General features: G+C 48.6%; 12 protein-coding genes. All 12 read right to left on the bottom strand.

What is annotated here, in order from left to right; translation table 11 throughout:
- Window positions 1-31: 31 nt before the first annotated feature.
- Window positions 32-1,429, bottom strand: a complete 1,398-nt coding sequence (locus ACYVGR_RS01805) for a sulfatase family protein (RefSeq protein WP_460953453.1) — start codon at window positions 1,427-1,429, stop codon at window positions 32-34.
- Window positions 1,430-1,433: 4 nt separating this feature from the next.
- The gene (locus ACYVGR_RS01800) at window positions 1,434-3,269 is read right to left on the bottom strand and encodes a sulfatase-like hydrolase/transferase (RefSeq protein ID WP_460953452.1); all 1,836 of its coding nucleotides are present in this window, start codon (window positions 3,267-3,269) and stop codon (window positions 1,434-1,436) included.
- Window positions 3,270-3,330: 61 nt separating this feature from the next.
- Window positions 3,331-4,764 (bottom strand): sulfatase family protein, encoded by a 1,434-nt coding sequence (locus ACYVGR_RS01795; RefSeq protein WP_460953450.1) that lies wholly within the window; start codon window positions 4,762-4,764, stop codon window positions 3,331-3,333.
- 146 nt (window positions 4,765-4,910) lie between these two features.
- On the bottom strand, window positions 4,911-7,220 hold the full coding sequence (locus tag ACYVGR_RS01790; protein ID WP_460953448.1) for a sulfatase-like hydrolase/transferase: 2,310 nt from the start codon (window positions 7,218-7,220) through the stop codon (window positions 4,911-4,913).
- Window positions 7,221-7,226: 6 nt separating this feature from the next.
- Complete coding sequence (locus tag ACYVGR_RS01785; protein WP_460953446.1) at window positions 7,227-8,750, bottom strand: sulfatase-like hydrolase/transferase; 1,524 nt, start codon at window positions 8,748-8,750, stop codon at window positions 7,227-7,229.
- 105 nt (window positions 8,751-8,855) lie between these two features.
- Window positions 8,856-10,418, bottom strand: coding sequence for a RagB/SusD family nutrient uptake outer membrane protein (locus ACYVGR_RS01780; protein ID WP_460953444.1), 1,563 nt, complete (start codon window positions 10,416-10,418; stop codon window positions 8,856-8,858).
- A 25-nt stretch (window positions 10,419-10,443) separates the two neighbouring features.
- The gene (locus ACYVGR_RS01775) at window positions 10,444-13,515 is read right to left on the bottom strand and encodes a SusC/RagA family TonB-linked outer membrane protein (RefSeq protein WP_460953443.1); all 3,072 of its coding nucleotides are present in this window, start codon (window positions 13,513-13,515) and stop codon (window positions 10,444-10,446) included.
- Between the two features lie 179 nt (window positions 13,516-13,694).
- Window positions 13,695-14,795, bottom strand: coding sequence for a formylglycine-generating enzyme family protein (locus ACYVGR_RS01770; RefSeq protein ID WP_460953441.1), 1,101 nt, complete (start codon window positions 14,793-14,795; stop codon window positions 13,695-13,697).
- Between the two features lie 12 nt (window positions 14,796-14,807).
- Window positions 14,808-15,875, bottom strand: a complete 1,068-nt coding sequence (locus ACYVGR_RS01765) for a sterol desaturase family protein (RefSeq protein WP_460953439.1) — start codon at window positions 15,873-15,875, stop codon at window positions 14,808-14,810.
- Window positions 15,876-15,886: 11 nt separating this feature from the next.
- Window positions 15,887-16,099: a hypothetical protein gene (locus ACYVGR_RS01760; protein WP_460953437.1), complete on the bottom strand. Its 213-nt coding sequence runs from the start codon at window positions 16,097-16,099 to the stop codon at window positions 15,887-15,889.
- 1,012 nt (window positions 16,100-17,111) lie between these two features.
- Complete coding sequence (locus ACYVGR_RS01755; RefSeq protein WP_460953435.1) at window positions 17,112-17,258, bottom strand: sulfatase-like hydrolase/transferase; 147 nt, start codon at window positions 17,256-17,258, stop codon at window positions 17,112-17,114.
- A 261-nt stretch (window positions 17,259-17,519) separates the two neighbouring features.
- Window positions 17,520-18,353, bottom strand: a complete 834-nt coding sequence (locus tag ACYVGR_RS01750) for a ceramidase domain-containing protein (protein ID WP_460953433.1) — start codon at window positions 18,351-18,353, stop codon at window positions 17,520-17,522.
- Window positions 18,354-18,388: the final 35 nt, after the last annotated feature.

The raw sequence follows: 18,388 nt of genomic DNA, 5'->3' as shown, positions 1-18,388 counted from the left end.
TAAAATTGCCCAGATGACAAAGTGGTAGCGATCATTCCTTCTTTTTAGTGTAAATGATATCCAGCGAGGCTCCTGCATCGCCCTGCTGCTTCATCCAATCGTCCAGTTTTTGTTGATATTGTTTAATACGATTCTGGTAAGCTGGATTGGTGGCCAGATTATTGAACTCCCATGGGTCGGCCTGTGTATCATAGAATTCGATAGCAGGTCGTTTGACAAAGCGCTCGGTGATTCGTTTGGCGTTCGGGTCGTTCGTGGCCTGATTTGCCCAGGAAAACCAGACCGAATTGCGATCTTTCTGGGCTGGATTCATCATGAACCGGTTGTAATAATCTTTGTCTGGCGTGAGATTCAGAATCAGCTTATAGCGAGTGTCGCGAATGCTGCGGATCGGGTAGGGGTTGCCTTCCGGGATGTTGTTGTGAATGCCATAGGCGTAGTCCCGCGCTTTCGTACTTTTCCCCAGCAACACTGGCAGAAACGTTTTACCATCCAGTCCAGCAATAGGTTTTCCACCGGCTATGTCGATAAGCGTAGGGGTAATATCTTCATATTGAACCAGCGCGTCGGTCTGGGTGCCGGGTTTAACGCTACTGGGCCATTTCACCAGCATCGAACTCTTCTGCCCGACGTCCCACAGATTCCATTTGGCTCCGGGAAACTGGGCACCCTGCTCACCCAGAAACACGACGATGGTGTTTTTATCCTGACCCGTTTCTTTCAGGAGTCGGGTAATATCGCCCACCTGATTGTCCAGCCGCCGAACTTCCGCCAGATACTTGACAAACTGACGCCTGGTTACTTTCGTATCGACCCAGTTTTTAGGAAGAATGAGTTTGTCGGCGTCAAATTCAGTGGTGTCGCCAACTGTCCAGGGAGCATGCGGATTGATGCTCATAACAAACAGGCAATAGGGCTTGGTGTCACGCGTAATGTACTCCTTCACATCGTCGAGTTCGTAGTCATCTGTCGGTGCCACGCAATTCGGTTCGAAGCCTTTCACGATCTCGAACGGGAAAACAGTTTTGGGTTTGGTAACGTGATCTTTGCCCGTCAGCCCAACCCGATACCCCAGATCGGCCAGGTAATGCCCAACACTTTTCAGGTTATCATACACAGGTTTGTGATTCTGGAACGACCCATGACGCACCGGATACAGGCCCGTAAACAGCGACGCCCGTGTTGGTACGCACATGGCTTCGGATGTATAAATCTGGTTGAATTTCAGCCCCTCAGCCGCCAGCGCGTCGATGTTTTTGGTGCGAAGGTTTTGACCCCCATAGCAACTCAACTGCCGACTGTCCAGATCGTCGGCCATAATGATAATGACATTGGGCTTCTTCGTTGATTGAGCAAATACGCCGATCAGACTGCTGAAAATCAGCAGAGCTAAACTCAGGAAGGTGCGCTCTTTGGAGGACGTGTACATCGTATTAATGGCTAAGTTCTTCCACCAGATTTTGGGCCGCACGAACATCGTAGGCCGTATCGACTGAATAGCCTTTCGAGGCATGGGCTACAATTTCCTTCACTTCTGGTAATGCCGGAAGCGCATCTTTGCCTATGCCTTGTAGCACGCTCAGAGCTTGAAGACGAACCAAACGGTTTTCATTAGTCAAGGCTTTTTTTAGTAAATCGATGGCTTCGGCCTTCTCGTTAAGCCCATACAGTGCTTCGGCAGCGGCAACCTGAACCGCAGGCTCCGGGTCCTGAAGGAGTTTTTGCAGGGAGTTTTTTGCACCAACTGGCTTCAAAACGGTACAGCCCGTAGCGGCCCAATACCGGACTACCGGGTCTGTGTCAGCAAGTCGTTTGATGAGTTCACCTGCATCAGCCGGGTTGCGGGACGAAGCCAGCGTAGCCGTTTCAATAATTCGATTGGTATTGTATTTTCCCTGATGGGCATAATTATATACGGGCTCCTGGCTGGCAATTTTTGATAGCATAGCTTCTGGAATAAAGCCAACATCGTTGCTTTGTCGGAGCCACTGGTCATTGGCTTTTCGTAGCCGAATTAACTCTTTTGAATAGCGAGTATCGGCCGCCAGATTGTGAATGTTATCTGGGTCGGCATCCACATCAAACAGCTCCTCGGCAGGTTTGGATTGCCAGAAGCGGGACTGTACTTCGTTCAGGTGACCCGCTTTATACTCCGCTTCCCAGGAGGGAATCGAAGGGGCCTGCCATAAGTAATTCAGGTGCTGACCGTAAATCTTGTGCGGGAGATAATTCCGAATATACCGGTACTTTTTATCCCGAACCGATCTTGACAGGTCAATGGCCTCGTCCATACGCCCCCGGAATCCGTAGGCATATTGATGTTCGGGTTTTTGCTGGCTACCCAGAAATGCCTGCCCCTGCATATACGCTGGAACCTGAATGCCGACCAGACTCAAAATAGTAGGGGCAAAGTCCAGAAACGTAACGAGTTGGTCCGTTTGCGTCCCTGCTTTTGCCTTTGCCAGGTGGGCGTATTTTTTGGGGAGATGAACAATGAGAGGTACGTGCAATCCCGATTCGTACATAAACCGTTTACTACGTCCCAGCACCCCGCCATTATCGGCATAGTAGAACACGATTGTATTCTCCGCCAGTCCTGCATCAGTCAATTCGTTCAGCAGTTTGCCGAATTGCTGATCCATGGTTTCGACCTTGTCATAATACTGCGCCCAATCGTGTTTAAACTCAGCCGTTCGGGGATGATAGGGCGGAATAGGTGCCTTTTCCGGGTCGTGGTGTAGCGACGGAAGTGGCTTATGTAAACCACTTTCGTGCGATACAAACAGGTTGAACACCGCAAAGAACGGTTGACCATTTTTGCGCTTTTTGTAAGTCGCTGAATCACTCGACTCATCCCAGGCGTCTTTCTGATCAATCGTATTATAGTCTTTCTTTGAATTGTTGGTCGTGTAATAACCCGCTTCCCGCAAATACTTCGGAAAGAACTTCACAAACGAAGGAACGGGATACGTACTGCGCATGTGCTCGGTGCCCAGTGAGGGCGGATACATGCCCGTGATGAGCGTATTGCGGGAAGGCGCACAAACCGGTGCTGTCGAAAACGCATTTTTGTACAGAATGCCCTGTTTGGCAAACTGGTCAATATTGGGTGTTGTCGCGTACGGATTGCCATAACAGCCAATCAGCGAGGTATTGTTGTCCTCGCTAACGATCCAAAGAATGTTGGGTCGGTCGGCAGGCGCTTGTGCCTTTCCCTGAAAAAAGCCCAATAGCAACAGGCCGAGTATTCGTTTCTTTATTGTCATCATGTGTTTAGCGTTGCCTACCGTTCGGTGTAGTCTTCAGACTACACCGAACGGTAGAGACTAGTTAATATTTCCCCTCCGGCGGAATCGGTAAGGGGAGGTAATCCCGGTTGAGAATCATCCATTCCTGTAGTCGGGTTTTCAAGTCATGAACAATGTCCTGATGTTGCTCGTCGTCAATGAGATTAGTGAACTCATTTGGGTCTTTCTCCAAATCAAACAACTCAAACATCTCCCGGCGAGCCGCAAACAAGCGCTGGTCAATCTTGGGATTTAACTTGCCTTCGGCATGTCGCTGGGTTAAATCAAGCCAGAAGGGTTGCGCTGCAAAATCGACGGGCGTATAAGGTAATTGCCATAAGGCGTTGTAAATCAACTTATACCTGCTGCCAATAATGGTTCGGCCCAAATCAAAATGAACCGTGCTGGTGGGTAAACCATGACCGTGAGCGCCCCGTACCGAAAAGACGTAATCGTGGGGTTCGTACGAAGCTTGCTGAAAGGAGGGCACCAGACTTTTGCCCGTCATATTTTTAGGAATGTCTACCCCGGCCACCTGCAAAAAGGCCGGTGCGATGTCTTCGCCCGATATGATGGCAGTATTCACCTGCCCAGCTTTGACTAGGCTAGGATGCCGCGCAATGAGCGGTACGTTGATGCCGAGGTTATAGAGCGTGCCTTTACCCCGTAGCAGCGCTCCGCCATTATCGCCAATGAACACCACCAGCGTATTTTGGTCCAGTCCACGCTTTTTGATTTCGTCCAACAATTGGCCTACGTCGCCATCCAGCCGCTGAATTTCGCCGAGATAAGCCGCGAAATCTTCCCGTACCAGCTTGGTGTCGGGCCATCCTTCCGGCAACGTAAGGGTTGCTGGGTCAGGCTCAAATTGTTTCGCTGTGAAGACCCGGTGCGGATCGCTGTAGCCAACCTGTAGAAAAAAGGGCTTGTTTTTAGGGGCCTTGTCCAGAAACTCCTTGTACTGAAGCTGTATAGTGTCAGAGTTGGGTGTCGTGCGCAGGTAATCGACCCGGTTTTTGAAGGTCTCCAAACCGTATTTGTCATAAACCACCGCCGATTCCTTCACACCGCGATTTCCGTTCAGGTGGAAAGTTCGTCCGCAAATACCGGTGTAATAACCCGCTTTTCGTAGTAGCTCGGGATACGTAATAACATCAGCGGGCAGCGGTGCTGAAAAGCGCGTCATCTGAATATCGAGCGTGGAGCGACCAGTCATCAGTGCCGCACGCGACAATACACATTGAGGAGCCGTCGTATAGGCACGGGTATACCGAATCCCTTCCTGCGCCAGACGGTCGATGTTGGGCGTTTTAATGCTCGGATAGCCGTAGCTGCTCAGAAAGGGCGCACTGTGATCATCCGATAAAATAAAGATGATGTTCGTTGGCTGATTGGCCTTTTTCTGCGCGAATCCCCAGCCTGGTAGGAGCAGACCCAGTAGCAAGGTTAAGGCTATATGCGTTATGTTTTTAGGCATTAATGGGCTGTTTGAAATGTATTTCCAGTATCTTGTTTTGTCATTCTGACGATTTTTCTGTCATTCCGACGTCAGGAGGAATCCGCTCCGGCGTCGGAATGACAGAAACGCGCGCGGATTTCTACAGTGCGGACAAGATGTCCGCGTTACTTTTTCAGATACGATTGTTGGGCTGGTTCGAAATCGAGGGTGACTTTATTGATTTTGCCTGTGAATGCGAAGGGCACTTTATACGAATCCGAAACGGGGGTTAGGTCATCAAAACCGACGTTGACACCCTCGTGCGAATAGATCGAGGCAATGCTGCGTTCGAAGGTTGTTTTGGCTTCCTGCGTCCCGTTGACATATAAATCGATCTGGCCCGCTTTTTTCTGGGTATCAAAATGGACATCGACGCGTAATTGCGCTTTTCCCACTGGTAATATGCCCTTTGACCAGACTGCGTATTTGGTGCCATCGCCGAGGTTATAGACAAACTGCAATTTCTTGTCCTGCACAAAAAGGGTAAGTCCACCAGCCCGGCCACCCCGTGAGAGTAATACTCCTTCGGCTCCGTTAGCCGGAATCGTCACATCGGCTGTTAGGGTAAAGGCTTGTTTCCCGGCGAGGGGACTAGCAATATCGATCAGGGTTTGAATGCCCGGATACAACACAACCTGATTCAGATTCTTGTAAGCCGATGGCCCAACGGTTGGTGGTGTGCCGTCTTTCAATGGATAGATGTTGTATTTAATGGCTTCGCTTTCAAATAACTCGCGTAGTTCTTTCAGTTTTTCGGGGTTGCTGGCTGCCAGATCGTGCAACTCGTTAAAATCTTCGTTCATATTGAACAACTCCCATTTGTCCTGATCGAACGGCTGCTTCTTAACGTGGAGCGTACCCGCTTTCCAGCCGTCTTTGTAAATCGAACGGGTACCCAGAATTTCGTAATACTGCTGGGTGTGACGGCTAGTCGCATTTGCATCATTGATGCTATACGCCAGGCTCGTTCCTTCGACAGCATCCTGCTTATAACCGTTGATAGTTTGCGGAATCTGGGCATTGATCAACTCAACAGTTGTAGGCAGGATGTCGATGACGTGGCCATATTGCGTGCGGAACGCTCCCTTTTCTTTAATGCCTTTAGGGTAGAAAACGATAAGCGGATTTCGGGTACCACCTTCTGAATTGGCGTCCGTTTTCCACTGCCGGAATGGTACGTTCGTAGCAGCTGCCCAACCCAATGGGTAATTTGCCTTAGCGAACTCGGTGCCTATCAGGTCAATCTCTTTCAGATTTTTCTTTAGATGTTCTTCGTCCGAGATTTCCGGATCGAAATTGTTGACTGTACCGACAAACGTGCCTTCTTTACTCGCCCCATTGTCGCCGACCGACACGAAGATCAACGTATTGTCGAGTTGGCCAATTTGCTTCAGATGGTTCACCACACGGCCGATTTCGTGATCGGTGTAGCTCAGGAAACCAGCGTACACTTCCATGAAACGGGCATAGAGTTTCTTCTCCGGCTCTGAGAGGGTGTTCCAGGCTTTAATGCCGGGGTTACGGGGAGGCAGTACCGTGTTTTTCGGCACAACACCCAGACGAATCTGATTGGCTAAAGCCTGTTCGCGGTAGGCATCCCAACCGGCATCGAACTTGCCTTTGTATTTATCCGACCATTCCTTTGCTACCTGATGCGGGGCATGACCTGCACCCGTTGCCAGATACAAAAAGAAAGGCTTGTCGGGTGCAGCCGATTTCTGTTCAGAAACGTACTCGATCGCTTTGTCGGCCAACACCTGATTAAAATGCTTTCCGTTCTGCTGGTCTTTTATCCGACGCGTATCCTCCCAAAATTCGGTGTGCCACTGATCGGTACTTCCACGAGATGGGAATCCGAAAAAGTGATCGAAACCACGACCCGTTGGCCAGCGATTAAACGGTCCGGCTGGCGTCAGATCGGCCAGCGGGGTAATGTGCCATTTGCCTAAGGCAAATGTGTTGTAGCCATTTTCTTTTAGGATTTCAGCGATGGTCGCTTTTTCGAACGGAATCTGCGCATCATAACCTGGCGTTCCGATGGCGTTTTCCGGAAAAAGACCCATATGCGCCGAATGGTGATTCCGACCCGTCAGCAGGGCCGCCCGTGTTGGTGCACAGATAGATGTCGTGTGGAAATTGGTATACCGGAGACCGTTATAGGCGAGGCTGTCCAGCGTTGGTGTCTGGATTAAACCACCAAATGAGCTAATTGCCCCGAACCCAATATCGTCCAGCAAAATCCAGACGATGTTTGGAGCGCCCTGTGGAGCTTTCTTCCGTTCGGGCCACCACTGCTGGGTTTCAGCTACGGTTTTGCCGATAGTCGCTTTGCTGGGTTGAACGGGTGTGTATTGAGCCCTGGTGCTCGCTGTTGTCGCCAGCAGAGCCCAGGCTGCAAGTGAGAATTTGGTTATTAAAAGAGGAGTCTTTTTCATGAGCACTTAGGGTTGTTTCCCCCAGTTAGGTTTAGTAATGTCGAGCGCATCGTGATAGGTCTTCATTTCGCTGATTAACAGCGCTTCCAGTTGCTGCTTCTTTTGCGCAAAGGCCGAATTGTCGGCTAAGTTCTTTGTCTCGTAAGGGTCGTTATTGAGATTAAACAACTGAGTGGTTTGCTGCTGATTGACGTTGTATTTGATCAGCTTCCAGTTATCGGCAGTGCGAACGGCCCGTTGCAAATCCCGGTAGGCATAATAGACCTGCTGACGGCCCGGTTTTTTCGGGTTTTTAATAAACGGCAGCAGGCTTTGGCTTTCAACCGTGGGTGGCGTTGGGATGTCAAGAATGCCCGTCACCGTCGGAAAAATATCCGCCAGGTAGGTGAGCGCTTCGACTCGCTGGTTTTTAGGCAGAGTAGGACCACTGATTATCAGTGGCACTCGCATGCTATGTTCGTAAACGTTTTGCTTTCCTAGTAAACCATGACTGCCGACCGCCAGTCCATTATCACCCGCAAAAACAATCAGGGTATTTTTGGTTAACCCCTGTTTGTCCAGTTCATCCAGAATACGCCCGATTTGCGCGTCCAGCTCCGAAATCATGCCGTAGTACAACGCCAGTTCCTCTTTGGCTTGTGCTTCGGTAAGCGGTCGGGGCAGCAGCTTTTCGTCGCGTACCTCCAGATCACCATTGTCGAATGGATGTTGGGGGAGGAAATTTGTGGGCAGCGGAATCCGATTCTTGTCATAGAGGTTTCGGTACTTTTTCGTTGGTGTACGTGGGTCGTGAGGTGAAGTAAAGGCGACGTATAGATAGAAGGGTTTGGTGGTCGGTGTCTGCTGATCCAGAAACTTAATCGCTTCATTCGCATACAGTTCCGAAGAATACGTATCTGCTTTTTGATTCGGTTCCTTGAATTTTCCAGATGGATCGTAGTTCACAAACTGCGGGTGCTCCTGACCACCCTTGTCAGGCATGTGCATCCCACCAAAGAATAGCGAAGCGCCATTTGCATAACTGCGGAAAAAAGAAGCTCTGTCGTTATGCCATTTTCCGATGGCGTAGGTCTGGTAGCCTTTCGTGCGTAGGTATTCGGGTAATGTAATATGCGTTGCCGGGATGGTATCGCCGGTTTTTTGTAAGTCATTTAGGTACCGCCCCGTGTGCAGCATCGCCCGACTCGGTACGCATAAGGCCCCATGCATACCACCCATTGTCTGCGCCCGTGTAAAGGCAACCCCCTGCTTCACCAGCCGGTCGAGGTTGGGCGTCTGGATGACGTCGTTGCCCAGGGCGTGAATGGTGTTATACCGTTGGTCGTCGGAGTATAAAACCAGTACGTTGAGCGGGGAGGTATTTGATTTGCCAGAAGCTACCCCACCCCAACCCTGAAAACTAGGGGAGGGGCTAGAGAAGGCCAGTTCTGCACTCCTCTCCTGAAAACCAGGAGAGGGGACGGGGGTGAGGTGGACAGGGCCAATGAAACTACCTAAGCCAAAGATTGCTATCCCGGCTAAGGATCTCATTGTTAAGGATGTTGCTGACTTTGCTTTCATCTTTTACTGATTCCGAAAAGGTAAATTTGTTAGATAGAGCAGTTTGCCGGGCTGCTCTACCTAACCGTGGAATCGTTACCAACCCGCATTCTGGGTTAGCTTGGGGTTATTGTCAATTTCGGTTTGCGGAATGGGGTATAAGTAGTGCTTGGCAGCCACATTGGTTTTACCCACTTTTTGCAGGCTGGAGATCAGAATCCCATTGCCGCTGGCATCTTTTTCCCGGATTAGATCGAACCAGCGCTGGTATTCATACGATAGTTCAAGCCGACGCTCCAGATAGAGGGAATCGCGGAATTGATCCTTACTTAAGCCTGCGGTCAGGTCGGCCAGGCCAGCCCGTTTGCGTACCCGGTTAATTGATTTGTAGGCTTTGGCGGTTGGACCATTTACCTCATTTTCGGCTTCTGCATGAATCAGGAGTAATTCGGCATACCGGATAATGGGTACGTTGGCCTCTGAGTTACTAGTGACCGCTGTGTTGGCGGGGTCCCACCACTTATGCCAGAAGGGCGTCGAATCATTAGCAACGGCCGAATTGGCAATCGGAAGGCCGTATTTTTTGCCGTTTGTCGGGCTGGTAAAGTTGCGGACAAAGGTGACATCCCGGCGCTTATCGGTGGCTTTATAAAGCTTGTAGATATTGAAAAATTTGTCGTTGCCCTGGGTGTAGAACCGAACCATATGCGCGTAGTTGCCCGTCAGGCCAGGAATCGACGTAAAAATGGCCCGCGGATTTTCAGAGTTGCCCTGGCTATACGAGTTGCCCTTCATCTGTGCAGAGAAAATATGCTCGGCGCCATTTTTATACGCGGGTAAGAAGACCTGTGAGTAGTCCGCTTTTAGATCGTATCCATACGTACCCGTTCCGCCATCGGCAGGCGATAAAGCCTCTTCGGCTTTAGAGATTGCCTTCTGGTAGTTTTCGGTCAATTTTAACGGCAAGGATGCCTTGATCAAATAAACTTTTGCCAATAGCGCCTTGGCGGCTCCTGCGGTAGCGCGTCCTGCATCGGGGGCGCTGTAGGACGCGGGCAGAACCTGGGCCGCTTCGGTCAGATCTTTCTCAATCTGCGCATATACATCGGCTGAGGGCGTGCGGGCAACCGCATAATCGGAGGCATACACGTAGTTTTGATACGTCGTAATCAGAGGAACGTCGCCGTATAAACGGACCAGATTGAAGTAAAACAGAGCCCGTAAAAATTTAGCTTCGCCCAGAATTCGATCTTTCGTAGCAGGTACGGCAAACGAAATGGCGGGTACTTTGGCCAGCACGACATTGGCTTTCCGAATGGCCGCATAGTGTTGTTGCCAGAGTTCGTACACCCGAAGGTTACTGGTTGAATGCGCTAAAACGGATAGCGACCGAACATCGGGGTTGGTTGCCCCCGGACCTGGATCTTCGTCATCACCGGCCATATTCATCCCTGTATTAAACAAGGTATTATAAGGCGATTGTACTTTAGCCGTATTCAGAAAGAAATAAGCCGCGTTGATGGCTGTTACCGCATCCGATTCCGTTTTATAGTACTGGTCTTCTGAAATGATCGATTCGGGTTGTTCTTTCAGAAATTCCTTGCAGGAACTGGTGATGAAAGCCGCTATAAGTAGTAAGCTATATGAGTATTTTTTCATGATTGTGCACTGTTAAACGAATTAATCAGAAGGTAATAGACACGCCTGCCAGGTATGACTTATTGTTGGGATAGACGCCATCATCTACGCCCCGATTAATCAGGCTTTGTCCGCTTGAACTAACTTCTGGGTCAAAGCCGGTATACTTGGTCCAGGTAGCCGCGTTCTGCGTTGATACATACACCCGTAAACCCTGGAGACCTACTTTGGAAATAGCTGTTTTAGGGACCGTATAGCCAAACGAAGCGTTTTTCAGCCGATAGTAAGTGGCATCCTCAATGAACCGATCCGAGATAGTAATGGCCGGGTCCTGATAAGCGGCTTTCACGTCTGTATTGGTATGAGTAGGCGTCCATCGGTCCAGCATGACTTTTGAGGAGTTGGTGTAGCCTGTTCCTAATTCAAGGTTAGCCCGGTTAACATTGTAGAGTTTACCACCCACCGAAGCCTGGAAGAAAATCGACAGATCGAAACCTTTGTAGCTAAACGTGTTGGTTAGACCAGCCGTAAACTTGATCTGGTTATCAATCACAATCCGGTCACCTGCCTGCGTGATAAGACCATCCCCATTCAGATCTTTGTACTGTTGTCCGCCGGGTTTGTTGTTGGCTTGTGGAGTCAGGGGTTTCGTATCTTGCTGAATCAGCCCATCGGTTTGATACACGATGAATGAGCCGAGGGGATGGCCAACTTTCGCGATGGAAGGGGCTGAACTGGATGGGATATATTGATCAACTCCATCGCCAAGGCTCAGAATCTTATTCGTGTTCTTGGCATAAATCAGGATGGTCGTCCATTTAAATGGCCCGGTGATGTTTCGGGAGTTAATATTTAACTCGATACCCTGGTTTGATACGGCACCAACATTTTGATAGGTTGTCGATCCCTGACCATTATAGACATCCGATAAACCAGACGTTCCGGGAACGGTACGGGTTAGCAGCAGATCTGTTGTCTTTTTATAGTAATAGTCGGCCGTTAGATGGATACGTTCGTTTAATAAACCTACATCCAGACCTGCGTCCACCTGAAAGGTTTTTTCCCAACTCAAATTCTTGTTGGCCACAGTACTCGGTGCATAGCCAGAGACGGTAGAGCCCGAAAAATTGTAAGGATAGTACGTTAACTGGGCCAGTGATTGATAGGGAGGTATATTCTGATTTCCCGTTGATCCCGCACTTAGCCTAAGTTTGGCCGAGCTAACATGGCGAACTTCACTAAAGAATTTTTCATTGCTAATGTTCCAGCCAAGGGCTGCCGAGGGGAAATAGCCCCATTTGTTCCCATCGCCAAATTTCGACGAACCATCGGCGCGGAAGGTAGCCGTAAATAGGTACCGTTCGTCATAAACATAATTGATTCGGCCTAAGTAAGAGGCTAGAGACCAGTCGATGGACGATGAAGCCGGGGTGCGATTGGTAATGCCGGTTCCCAAGTTATTGAATGTGAGAGCGTCTGATGTAAACCCGGCGGCTTCAGCCACAGAACCTCTTGTTTTTGACTGCTGAGCAGTGAAACCGACAACAGCATTAAGCGAGTGCTTACCGCCAAAATGCTTATCGTAGCTGAGTGTATTTTCATTCAGCCAGTTGGTGGTGAAAATAGAGCCCACCAGCGCGTCACCATTCAGGGCTGAGCCTTCGTAAGTAGAGATCGGGAGGTATCGATTCTGTTTGTTGTCAACAACATCAGCACCCACCAGAACTTTCCCTTTCAACCCCTCAAAAAAGGTGTATTCAGCCGAAAAATTGCCCAAAAACCGATTCGTAGACGTCTGGTTAATCTGGTTCATCAACGAATTGATGGGATTGGCATAGACCGTTTCGAAAGGGCTATTTTTAACGAATGTGCCATTGTCCTGATAAATAGGTAGCGCAGGTGGCGTTAAAATTAAAGCACCGACAATGGCCGCAGGAGCCACATTCGCTTTCGTATTGCTACCCGTAATGCTGGTCGAAAGCCGTAGTTTTTTGCTGTAGTTATGATCAATATTTATCCGTGCCGACATTCGTTTGAAGTCCGTATTCTGGAGTACGCCATCCTGCTTGAAGTAGTTAAACGAAATGCCTAATCGGGTTTTATCCGATCCGGAGGAGATGGACAGACTATGACTTTGCTGGGCTGCTTTACGGAAGCCCGCAGCCTGCCAGTCGGTTCCTGCCCCCGTGGTATCTAAGGAATAGCCAGAAACACTGGGTAGGGTAGGCGTTTTGCCTGAGTTGACAGCCGCATCTTTTCGAAGTAACCACCACTCTCTGGCATTCAGTAGGGGTAGCGTTCGGATTACCTGTTGCTGTCCGTAATAGGCATCGTAGCTAATCGTGGATTTTTTTGCTGACCCCCCTTTCGTTGTGATGATAACGACCCCATTGGCTCCCCGCGAGCCATAGATGGCCGTTGCGGAGGCATCCTTCAGTACGTCGATTGACTCAATATCCGCTGTGTTCAGAGACGATAGTGGGTTTATTTTGGGGCCATCGGTAACGCCCGCATCGCTTACGCCATAATCGTTATTGATCGGAAAGCCGTCGATTACATAGAGAGGGTCACTACCCGCGGTAATCGAGTTGCTGCCTCTGACCTGAACGCTCACCCCACCACCTGGCTGACCAGATGTTTGCGTAACCGTCACCCCAGCAATGGACCCCTGGAGTAGTCGTTCGAGAGAGACAACTGGCTGTGATTTAATTTCCAAGGGAACGGAGGCAATCGAGCCCGTGATGTCGCTGCGCTTGACCGTCCCGTAACCTACAACGACGACTTCACTTAACTGGCCAAGATTTTCCTCCAGTTCAATGTCGATGGTATTCGAAACAGCCGCGACTTCCCGAGTCTTGTAACCGACATACGTAACGATAAGCGTAAACGGTAATGTCTGGGCAGTTTTCAGCGTGAACTTACCGTTGACATCTGTAGAAGCCCCATTGGTAATGCCTTTTATCTGAATGGTAGCGCCAATCAGGGGTTCTTTTGTTTTGGCATCCACGACCTTACCGGTCAGGGTAGAGTTAATAACGGGTGTTGTACCTTGTGCAAAAAGAGAGGAAGGTTGGGTAAGAATCCAAACCCATAGTAAAAAAATTAAACTTTTATTCATTGTTTTGTACTGGTTAGATAAACAATAAGGTACTGGGCTAGTCGTGCCAACGACTGCTCAAATTCGGTTGCCTCCGAGCCTTGTTTTGACCAGCCAGCCCCGCTGCAACAGGGCTGGCTTTTTTGTAGGTGTAACGCGGACGGTCGGCCGCTGCCGTGGAAACCCGCGTTACTGCTTATTTATTCAGCTGTACGAACACAGCGAAATCCTAGATTATTGCTGGCGCTGGTAGTTTCGCCTTTTCCCCGGCTGCCTGCTTTATAGCGGGTACAGTATTGGTCGCTGCACAGAAATGACCCGCCACGTTGTACGTGTTTTACTGTTCCGGGCTCGTCGGGATCGTAGCTGTCGTTTGGGCCTTTTGGATTAACAGCAGGGCTTTTCTGGTAATAATCGGGTCGGTACAAATCGCTGCACCACTCCCAGACGTTGCCATCCATATCGTACAATCCATTAGGGTTGGCCGGAAAGGTTTTGACCGGCGCTACTGTTTTGAAGCCATCTTCCAATGAGTTTTTGTTTGGGAACGATCCCTGGAAGATATTCGCCACCCATTTCCCGTTTGGTTTCAGGGTATTGCCCCAGTAGTAGGTTGCGTTCTTCCGGCCTGCCCGTGCCGCAAACTCCCATTCGGCTTCAGTTGGTAAGCGTTTGCCCGCCCATCGGGCATAAGCGGCAGCATCTTCGTAACACACCTGTACCACTGGCTCATTGCTTTTTCCAACCAGATTACTCTGAGGACCAAGTGGATGCCGCCAGTTGGCACCTGCTACGTACTGCCACCATTGCAAGGGATTTTGCAACGAAACGGCCTGGGTAGGTGGGGTAAATACCGCCGAACCGGGTACTAACTTATCGGCGGGTACGCCCGGATAATCAGCCGGATTTAGCGGGCGTTCAGCTACAGTACGATAGCCCGTAGCTTTTACAAAGGCCTCAAACTGAGCGTTGGTTACCTCGTGGGTATCCATCCAAAAACTAGTTACAGTTACGGCATGTACGGGTTTTGCATCCGGATAATCGACGGTACCCATCTGAAAACTACTCCCTTTGATAAGCACCATATCGGCAGTACTCGACTCTTTGGACGTAGTTGATACCAGACTCGTTCGTAAGGCGACGGCTCGCGATGGCACTTTACACGTTGATGCACCACAGAGCGCAATCGACTTTTGAGGAACCTTGGCCGACTTTTTATTGGTTACTCCCGTTTTTGTCATGAAAGCCACGCTGGCGATCAATAAAGCAGTAGCGGGAATAACGGATTGAAATGAGAACATAGGTCTTGTTTGTTAGGCACTTACCAGGTTAGATGTCGGCTCTGCCACTACCTCATCGCCCACTTCAGGGCCATCGGTTGCCAGCTCACTACCTTCTTTTTTTGATTTGAAGATTGGCCACAAAAACTGAGCGTACCATTCTTCCTCTTTGTAAAATTTGATGCCGTAGGAGGTCGGGTACTGGCGAGTGATTAGCCCGGTGCCAAAAATGACGTCCCAGAGGAAAAACATATTACCAAAGTTGCCTTTGTAGTTTCCGATGCCGTCGTCAGTGGTGTCGGCGTGGTGGGCATGGTGTGTGGCTGGTGTAGAAATGAGCCGCTCCAAGACCCAGGCGATGGGGTGTAGAATCCGGTATTTGTAGAAGGGTTTATCCCAGGCAATGCTGCTGTGCGCCATCATGGTAATTAAGCTTTTAATAGCCGTTACAAACAAGGCGGGGTAACCCAGACCGAGGTAAATGAGCGTAGCAGTCAGGTAGGTTTGCGAGAAGAAGATCGTATAAATGAAATTCTGCCGACTAGCCATTGCCATACCCATATAAGGGGCCGAGTGATGTGTCCGGTGGAAACGCCACATGAACGGAATCTGGTGGTGCAGCCGGTGATACCAGTATTGAGTCAAATCATCGGCTACGGCAATCAGGAAGAAGCCCCCCCAGAAAGGTACCCATGAGAAAATGTTGGCGTAGCCGGGTAGTAGCGTAGGCAAAAGCGTTAGGCTGAAATACGCAACAACCGGCGGAATCAGGAACTTGGGAGCCAGAAAACAGACGATATCGATTTTACGCTCGGTCGATGTCCACTTGTTGTCGTAAAGTCCCAGGGCAAATTCCAGCGTGCCCAAACCCAGTGCTAACGCTATAAAACCCCAGGATTTCAGATTCTTGAAAACGGGTTCCAGAAAGGTTAGGAAATCAGGTGCCGTTAGTTGAGAGTATCCTTTTACCGGATTTTTCCAGGGTGTTTCGCCGGTGTAGCTAAACCAGATAACCAACGCGACTACGGGCAGTGCATAGAGAATTATGCTAATCAGCCCATCGCGAATAATCTTCTTTGATAAGGATTGATCGAGAGCCATTGTTATAGTAATTAATTGAACAGTAGTGATTTGATAAGCAGAAGTCCACCGCTTAGGATAGCTAGTGGGATGGCGTAAACCAGAATGCTTACACCAATTTTCTTTGCTAGAATTTTTACGTCTTCGGCAGCCATGAGTTGTTTTAACGGAATTTGTTCCTTCTGATTCCGTGGGTGGGCACCCCTGTTTTTAGTAAGAATAGTTGTCGACTGAAGAGCCTGCATTTCAAAAGTAAACGCCTATCTTTTTGGAAACAGAGATTGCCGCACACCACAGAATCAGAAGGGATAAGTTATCATGCGTTTTTAGCTTCTATAAATACATATACTATATGGATTTTATATAGTAATATGATGAAAAAAAATGTTTGATGATGAAGCGTTGCAGCAAAGCGAAACGGCAAACTGCAATGGCAAGATTGATGGATAAAACTAGTAACGTGTCAACAGAAGTGAAATCTGGAAAGGGTCTGGGGGCTTTCCCTGTAGATACTACAACAAAGCGTAAAATGCATTCGCATATAACTGGTTATTTATAGGTTGGAAAATTAGCACTGATCTAATGTTACGGCGCTACAGAAAGCCGAAATCATTCGCCCAAAGCTTTATCTGTATAAATAACAACTACTTTGCAGGTAGTAATTGAAATGTGCTTCAAAGGTAGAAACGATTATTTTATAAAAACAAATTTTTAAATCATTTTATTTTAAAAGCCTCTCATATACAGCTAGTTGGAAATTTAATATTTTATCTTACATGCTTAAAATCCTCTTTCTGCAAAAGGGTTCCGTCATAAACAACACACAAAAGTTTTTGCTGACTGACTAAATTTTGTGTAGTAACGTATAGAGCTCTCTATATACAAGTATAGGATTTTTTGAAGATTGATGCCGGTCAATTCTCGATCGAATAGATCGGCTTTAGTAGTTTATAGATGCTTTTTTGTCATCCCGACGCAGGAGGGATGACAAAAATTAGCGTTATGCTACCTCGTTTTTCCTTGTTTAATCTGAGTTAACAGCGCTGTTAACTCTTTTACCTTCTCTGGATTTTGCTGGTATACGTTAGTTGTTTCCAGTTGATCGGTTGCCAGATTGTAGAGCTGCCCGGTAGGCTCTCCCGCCACAGGTTTCACATCTCGCGGCTCCGTAAATCCACCCGAACCGAGACCTTCAATGAGTTTCCAATCGCCTTTACGGATGGCAAAATAGCCGACTACGCCAGGGATAACGGCCTGTCAGGAGCGCATACCCTGGGTGGCCAGTTTGTCAATGTTAGGAGTAGGAATCTGCCCTGTCGGATTATAAACAGATACATCGCCATAACCCAGATCATCGGCCAGGATGTAGACAATGTTGGGTGCTTGCTGTTTCTGGTTTGCCATACTGAGGCAAAGAATTCCACTGCCGACGATAAGTGCGACGATAGCTAATTTGACGAATCTGACCATGTTTCTAAGAGGATTATTTAGAGGAATGCGTTGTGCTACCGCCATCGTGAATCAAGCTCGTTTTACTGCCGCCAAATACAAACTGAAAGGTGTTGTAAACCTCACGACTTTTCCGGAGATACAATTAGGTTTGCTTGAGGTTTTAGAACCCGACATCACGATAAATTCTGTATGCATTTCTCTGTAACTCTGGGTTTAAAAACTATTTTTCCTGCCGGCAAATCGAAAAAAGGAATAACTGCAAACGCTGCTGAGAGCTGTAAGCAAATGCCAGATAGAATGACCTTGAATCAACGAATGTGGGTCGCAACCAATTTTCTGTACATCCAACGTGCGGAACTTGACGGCAATTACCATCAATACAAGGCTTGCAATGCCTACTAACCCTGATCGTTCTTTTCTGAACTGGAAGTAATTGATGGCGATGCATATCAGTAGCGCCAGTATAAGGCCGGGTAATAATGTAGAGCTTGGAATCAGTAAGGCAATTTTCAAAAACAGGATAATCAGGATTACCAGCGAGACAGTCCAGATGGTTTTGACGGGTTGTGTGAACCTAACTTTATACAACACGTGATAGAGGCCGATACTGACTAGTACGAGCGTAATTCCGTAGGTGCCGTTCATATCAACCCGTTGGCCAATGTAGGTAAGCGATGCGTGAAAAAACGCGCTGCCAAAACCTAAATAAATGAAGCAGATACCCATTAACGCCGACAGCATCGGAAACGATTCCAGCCGATTTTGGCGCTTTAAACCATCATTTTTATAATCGTCGTAGGCAATTTGTACGATCAATACCCCAAAGAAGAAGTACACCAGATTGGAATACGTATTCATGGGTTGATGAAAGAATTTGTCGACATGATTGAACTCGCAATATTCAACCACGAGTGCCGATTTGCTGACAACCATGCCCTCCCAAACCGAGCCAGTGAAAAATGAATTGAGGCCCCACCAGACAGCCAGCATGCCCAGCGTCACGAAAAACGAGCGTAATACGAGCTTATATAAAACTGGTATAGGCATAAGAGGTTGATGTTTAACATTACGTGCCGTGGTGT

This window comes from Spirosoma litoris (assembly GCF_054776755.1).
The sequence above is the reverse complement of the archived record's forward strand: the minus strand, read 5'-3'. Positions and strand labels throughout refer to the sequence as shown.

Excerpts from the sequence above, each read along its gene's own strand:
- ACYVGR_RS01750 (WP_460953433.1), bottom strand. The coding sequence starts at position 18,353 with ATGCCTATACCAGTTTTATATAAGCTCGTATTACGCTCGTTTTTCGTG.
- ACYVGR_RS01795 (WP_460953450.1), bottom strand. The coding sequence starts at position 4,764 with ATGCCTAAAAACATAACGCATATAGCCTTAACCTTGCTACTGGGTCTG.
- ACYVGR_RS01800 (WP_460953452.1), bottom strand. The coding sequence starts at position 3,269 with ATGATGACAATAAAGAAACGAATACTCGGCCTGTTGCTATTGGGCTTT.
- ACYVGR_RS01755 (WP_460953435.1), bottom strand. The coding sequence starts at position 17,258 with ATGGCAAACCAGAAACAGCAAGCACCCAACATTGTCTACATCCTGGCC.
- ACYVGR_RS01770 (WP_460953441.1), bottom strand. The coding sequence starts at position 14,795 with ATGTTCTCATTTCAATCCGTTATTCCCGCTACTGCTTTATTGATCGCC.
- ACYVGR_RS01775 (WP_460953443.1), bottom strand. The coding sequence starts at position 13,515 with ATGAATAAAAGTTTAATTTTTTTACTATGGGTTTGGATTCTTACCCAA.
- ACYVGR_RS01780 (WP_460953444.1), bottom strand. The coding sequence starts at position 10,418 with ATGAAAAAATACTCATATAGCTTACTACTTATAGCGGCTTTCATCACC.
- ACYVGR_RS01785 (WP_460953446.1), bottom strand. The coding sequence starts at position 8,750 with ATGAGATCCTTAGCCGGGATAGCAATCTTTGGCTTAGGTAGTTTCATT.
- ACYVGR_RS01765 (WP_460953439.1), bottom strand. The coding sequence starts at position 15,875 with ATGGCTCTCGATCAATCCTTATCAAAGAAGATTATTCGCGATGGGCTG.
- ACYVGR_RS01805 (WP_460953453.1), bottom strand. The coding sequence starts at position 1,429 with ATGTACACGTCCTCCAAAGAGCGCACCTTCCTGAGTTTAGCTCTGCTG.
- ACYVGR_RS01790 (WP_460953448.1), bottom strand. The coding sequence starts at position 7,220 with ATGAAAAAGACTCCTCTTTTAATAACCAAATTCTCACTTGCAGCCTGG.
- ACYVGR_RS01760 (WP_460953437.1), bottom strand. The coding sequence starts at position 16,099 with ATGCAGGCTCTTCAGTCGACAACTATTCTTACTAAAAACAGGGGTGCC.